Source organism: Novosphingobium endophyticum, from assembly GCF_014640675.1.
In the GTDB taxonomy this organism is placed as follows: Bacteria; Pseudomonadota; Alphaproteobacteria; order Sphingomonadales; family Sphingomonadaceae; genus Novosphingobium; species Novosphingobium endophyticum.
Genome location: NZ_BMHK01000074.1, coordinates 1 through 4,551 on the forward strand (window position 1 = coordinate 1; position 4,551 = coordinate 4,551).

Consider the following 4,551-nt stretch of genomic DNA (forward strand, 5'->3'; position numbering starts at 1 on the left):
TGCGTTGACGTGGTTCACGGACATGGCGCCGTTGGTGAAAGCCAGCCGGTTGTCGACGATGCTGTTCGCAGTGACCGGATGCTGTATCTGCATGGCGCGGTTGCGGAAGAACCTTTTGTCGGGAATCCGGAACACGTAATCCTGCTGCCTCAGGGTCGGGCTGTCGGCAACGCCGGCCGGCAGAGGATCGGCGTTCACATCGCGTGCCCGGAAGTAACCCTTGATCTCGGTATAGGGGATGGNATTGTGCTGGTGACCACGAAGTTGCTGGCGTTGAAATACGGATCGACGCAATCTTCGTCGACGATCAGCCGTGGCTCTATTTCGGCCCGCGCGATCATTGTGGAAGGCGGCTCGGTCTTGCACTCGGTCACAGCGGCTGGCTGCCGGTCCTCGCCTGGGGCCGCCGGCGCCCCGGCAGCAGGCGATGCACACAGCAGGCTCCCAGCTGCCACGGCCGCGAAGCCGACCCCGAGAGGTGAAACGCCGCGGCGCCCGGGCGCTCGGCCTTCGCCGCTGGGCAATCCGGCACAATCTTCCAACAGCATTGTTGATCCCTTCTTGATCGGAGCCGCGCGTGGCGCCGACGCCGCGGTCAGGAAAACACCTTTCAGCTTCTTTTACAAAGCCGCGCCGCAGCCAACAGTCAGTCCTCTACGCCCGCAGTTAGCAGAGCTCGCTCCCGGGTTTGGCACGGTCAGCAGAACCCAGACCCGCGCCTGCCAGGCGAAGCGTTCTTCCAACCGATGGAAGGCGTCGAGCCACGCTTTCGGGAGGGTACTGCCGCGAATGGACGGCATCACCACGAGCGTTACGAACGCCACGCCTCCGATCCAGAGAAGGACCGCCAGGACGTGAATCGCTCGCGCGATTGTGATGTCGTCCATCGACCCATCTCTCAGGCTGCAAGCAGTTCGTCGGCAGGACCGAAGAACTCGTAGTGAATGCGATCCGATGGCACGCCCGCCAGCGAGAGGGTCGAGACCGCATGGCGCAGGAACGGGCGCGGTCCGCAGATATAGTACGTGGCTTCGTTCACCGGCGTGTTGGCAACCAGCCACTCGTCCGTGATGATGCCGGCCGCATCATAGTCACGGCCTTCCACCTCATCCGCCAGCGGGGTCTGGTGGAAGTCGATAACCTTCACGGCTTTGCCCCTGGCCGCCGTCGCGCGCACGTGATCGCGCATGGCGTGCGTTTGCCGATCATGAGTGCCATGAACGTAATGCACCGGGACATCGGCTCCATCTTCCACCAGTGCTTCGAGCATCGCCACCATGGGCGTCAGCCCGACACCGCCGGAAAGCAGCACCACCGGCCGTTCGCTGCGATCTGCCAGGAAGAATTCGCCGGCCGGCGCCGCAACCTTGAGAATGGTCCCCTGCTTGGCCTCATCGTGGAGCCAGCCCGATGCCAGACCCTGAGGTTCGCGCTTGACCGAAATCCGGTAGGTCTCACCATTCGGCGCCGCGGAAATCGAGTAGTTGCGCTTGACCGGAGGGTGGCCGGGGATTTCGAACCAGAATGTCAGATACTGGCCGGGTTTGTGTGCCATCACGGGGCCCCCGTCGACTGGGCTAAGAATATAGGAGTTGATGACGCTGCTTTCTCGCACGACCCTCTCGACGCGAAAGTCGCGCCATCCATTCCATCCTCCGGTCGCATCCTTCTGTGCGGTGTAGACCCGGTCTTCACGCGCAATCAGGATGTTGGCAAGGAACCAATAGGCTTCACCCCATGCCGCCAGGATCTCGTCGGTCGCGGCATCTCCCAGGACGGCCTTGATCGCGCCCAGCAGTGCCTCGGCGACGTGCGGATAGTGTTCGGGGAGGATCTGCAGACCCACATGCTTTTGCGCGATCCGCTCGACCGCAGGCGCAAGGGCGCCAAGATTTTCGATATTGCTTGCATAGGCGAGGATGGCGCCCGTGAGTGCACGCGGCTGCGAGCCGGCATCGCCATGGTGCGATTGATTGAAGAGGTCGCGGATGTCCGGATTTTGAAACATCCGGGAATACATCTCATGCACAATATCCAGGCCGTGGGCTTCCAATGCCGGAACGGTTGCCTTGACGAGCGCGATGGTCTGGTCGCTAAGCGGCTGCGTCATCAAAATCTCCTATGATGATTGTCCAGCGGGGCACGTGGGATCCCTGCGTTGGAACTGGGTGAAGTGGGATTGCTGCCGGGCGTCAGCCCTCTGGAGGCTGGTCGTAAAAATCGACCTGCATCTTCATCGGTCCAAGCGGCGTCACGAAATGCGGCTGCTGCGGGAGGATGAGGCCCGGCCTGTCTGATGTCAGGACGATTTCCGAAGGCGGATCGAGGTAGGTGAGCCTGAGTTCACCTTCGATAACCCGGACCACGCCCCAGACGCCCGCCTTGGTATCGTGACGGGCACGCAGGGCCGCGGGAAGCGTATCCTGATCGAACACCGGCGTGGAACGATAGGGCCTGATATCCGCCATGATCAGGCCGCCGCGCGAATGTCGTCGGCGTGTTCGGGATAAGGCGCGACCCTGGCCACCGGTTCAATCCCCGCAAGCTCGCTGGCGAAACCATGATTGACATCGCGGTGATGCGCTTCGTCTGCGCGGACCGCGAGAACCACATCGCGCAGCATCGCATCGTCCGGAAGCTTCCAGTAGCGTCGCGCGATAGCAGGAGCCGGAACATTGGGACTGCGCCCCTCGTCGATCTCCTTCAAGTAGAGGGTGTAGCTGATGACAGCCTCTTCCTCGAAGTAGCCGACGATGCGATGCGCGGTCCGGGGACTCACCAGATAAAGCCCGAAGAAGGTCAGGTAAAAGACCCACTGTACCGCAAGGACGACCAGGCGCTCGAACAGCGTCGGCTGTGCCACCTCGATGAAGGTCATGAGGTGCATGCGCTCGTTTTCCGCCTCTTCCATGAGGGTGCGGATCCAGCCCTTGTCGTCGCACATGCAGCGCAGGCATTTGAGATGATTGATGGTGGCGCCGACCATGCCTGGCACCGCCGCCACGGTCTCGAGGACAATGGCGCGGTGACCATAGCGCTTGGCGAAGAAGGTATCGGCGCAGAAGCGCAGCGTCCTGGTGAAGCCGAGCGCGATCCTGTCGCGCATGTCCCGCGGAGCGTGATGGACGCCGAGATCGACGAGCGGAATATCAGTCACGAGTGGGCACTCCTCTGGAGACGGTCCGTCTCTCGGGCGGGCCGGGGTTCAGTCCGGCGGTCAAGCCGGAAAAACATGGCAAGCTTCAAGCTTTCGGCGATCCGCAATGCTTTGGACTGGAGGGCGAGGGCCGCGTCCGGCGCCATCACCTCGTCGGTGGTCTGCTTCCACAAGCTGAGCCAGCGGTCGAACAGCGCCGGCGTTATCCGGTCCTTGTGTTTCAGATGAGCGGGAACGGGCTGCCCCTTGTAGCGGCCACTCGTCAGCATCACCGACGACCAGAAGGCGGTCAGCTTCGTCAGATGGCCGGGCCAGTCATCTATGGCCTGGTTGAAAATCGGACCGAGTTCAGCGTCCGCGCGAATGCGGGCGTAGAAGGCATCCACCACACGTGCGAGATCTGCTTCGTCGATGTCTGCAGCGGGGTTCAAGACTCGTGCTCCAATCATGTATTGCAGATGCATCTATAACGAACATTTGAAAGATGCAATGAAAATGCATATTATTGCGATGAGCCGATGGCGGGACGCAGGAGCGAGAATGAAGCTGACGCTGTTCACGGATTATTCGATGCGCGTGCTGCTCTATCTTGCAGCCCGGCCCGATCGCCTGTGCTCGATCGCCGAGATCGCGCAGGCCTACCGCATCTCGCAAAATCACCTCATGAAAGTCGTCAACGACCTGGCGCGATCAGGCTATGTCGAAAGTACCCGCGGGCGCGGCGGCGGCATTCGCCTCGGCAAGCCGCCCGGCGAAATCAACATTGGAGTCCTCGTCCGCCATACCGAAGAGGGCTTCGATCTGGTCGATTGCGGAAGCTGTGTGATTGCCCCTGCTTGCGGGATGACGGGCGTGCTCAAGGAAGCCGTATCCGCATTCCTCGCCGTGCTTGATCGGTACTCGCTCGCGGACTTGATGGGAAAGCGCAGCGATCTGGCATTTCTGCTCGCCGGAAACGGCCCAACGACCTCGATCGGGGATCAGGTGGAGAGAACCGAAATTTGAGCTTTTGCCGGCTCCCGAAGATCTTGGGGGAGTCGGCACCGCCATATGAACCAACGGCAACTTTCAGGGAGCCTCCTCAGATCGCTGAACGGCGGCTTCTCTATCGCGGCCGTAGTCAAGAATGATCCTTCACCGCATAGGCGAGTTCCTTTCGTTGCTTTGTTCTGCTTGCGTGATGTCATCCTACGGGGCTCTCGCTTCTCTTCGAAGTCGGCACAGGGCCGCCTCAGGATGGGGTAAGAAAGGTGGCGTGGTTCTATCTCTGTCGCGTCCTTGCCATCGAGTGCGGATTCCGAGGTGATCCCGGCCACTATTCCGAAATGATCCCGGCCGGGATTCCGAGATGATGCCGGCCACCATTCCGATTAATTCCCGGCCACCCGGGAGGG

The 4,551-nt window shown here is 61.3% G+C and carries 6 protein-coding genes and 1 pseudogene; 1 reads left to right on the forward strand and 6 read right to left on the reverse strand.

Annotated elements, in window-relative coordinates; genetic code table 11:
* The 6 genes and pseudogenes from IEX32_RS20065 to IEX32_RS20090 form a co-directional block, all read right to left on the reverse strand.
* A partial coding sequence (locus IEX32_RS20065) for a hypothetical protein (protein WP_188773306.1) occupies nt 1–198 on the reverse strand: 198 nt, incomplete at its 3' end.
* A 500-nt stretch (nt 199–698) separates the two neighbouring features.
* Nucleotides 699–887 (reverse strand): annotated as a pseudogene (locus tag IEX32_RS20070) (hypothetical protein); the annotation flags it as partial.
* An 11-nt stretch (nt 888–898) separates the two neighbouring features.
* Nucleotides 899–2,110 (reverse strand): NO-inducible flavohemoprotein, encoded by a 1,212-nt coding sequence (gene hmpA / locus IEX32_RS20075; protein WP_188773307.1) that lies wholly within the window; start codon nt 2,108–2,110, stop codon nt 899–901.
* Between the two features lie 82 nt (nt 2,111–2,192).
* The gene (locus IEX32_RS20080; RefSeq protein WP_188773308.1) at nt 2,193–2,468 is read right to left on the reverse strand and encodes a TehB family protein; all 276 of its coding nucleotides are present in this window, start codon (nt 2,466–2,468) and stop codon (nt 2,193–2,195) included.
* 2 nt (nt 2,469–2,470) lie between these two features.
* Nucleotides 2,471–3,157, reverse strand: coding sequence for an alternative oxidase (locus tag IEX32_RS20085; protein ID WP_188773309.1), 687 nt, complete (start codon nt 3,155–3,157; stop codon nt 2,471–2,473).
* Nucleotides 3,154–3,621 (reverse strand): group III truncated hemoglobin, encoded by a 468-nt coding sequence (locus tag IEX32_RS20090; RefSeq protein WP_188773310.1) that lies wholly within the window; start codon nt 3,619–3,621, stop codon nt 3,154–3,156. Before IEX32_RS20090 ends, IEX32_RS20085 begins: the two co-directional genes overlap by 4 nt.
* Before the next feature lie 76 nt (nt 3,622–3,697).
* On the opposite strand from IEX32_RS20090, the gene IEX32_RS20095 reads away from it, so the two are divergent.
* Nucleotides 3,698–4,162, forward strand: a complete 465-nt coding sequence (locus tag IEX32_RS20095; protein WP_188773311.1) for an Rrf2 family transcriptional regulator — start codon at nt 3,698–3,700, stop codon at nt 4,160–4,162.
* Nucleotides 4,163–4,551: the final 389 nt, after the last annotated feature.

What these genes read in the sequence shown, in the direction of transcription:
- hmpA (WP_188773307.1), bottom strand. Translation starts at nt 2,110, where the DNA reads ATGACGCAGCCGCTTAGCGACCAGACCATCGCGCTCGTCAAGGCAACC.
- IEX32_RS20080 (WP_188773308.1), bottom strand. Translation starts at nt 2,468, where the DNA reads ATGGCGGATATCAGGCCCTATCGTTCCACGCCGGTGTTCGATCAGGAT.
- IEX32_RS20090 (WP_188773310.1), bottom strand. Translation starts at nt 3,621, where the DNA reads ATGCATCTGCAATACATGATTGGAGCACGAGTCTTGAACCCCGCTGCA.
- IEX32_RS20095 (WP_188773311.1), top strand. Translation starts at nt 3,698, where the DNA reads ATGAAGCTGACGCTGTTCACGGATTATTCGATGCGCGTGCTGCTCTAT.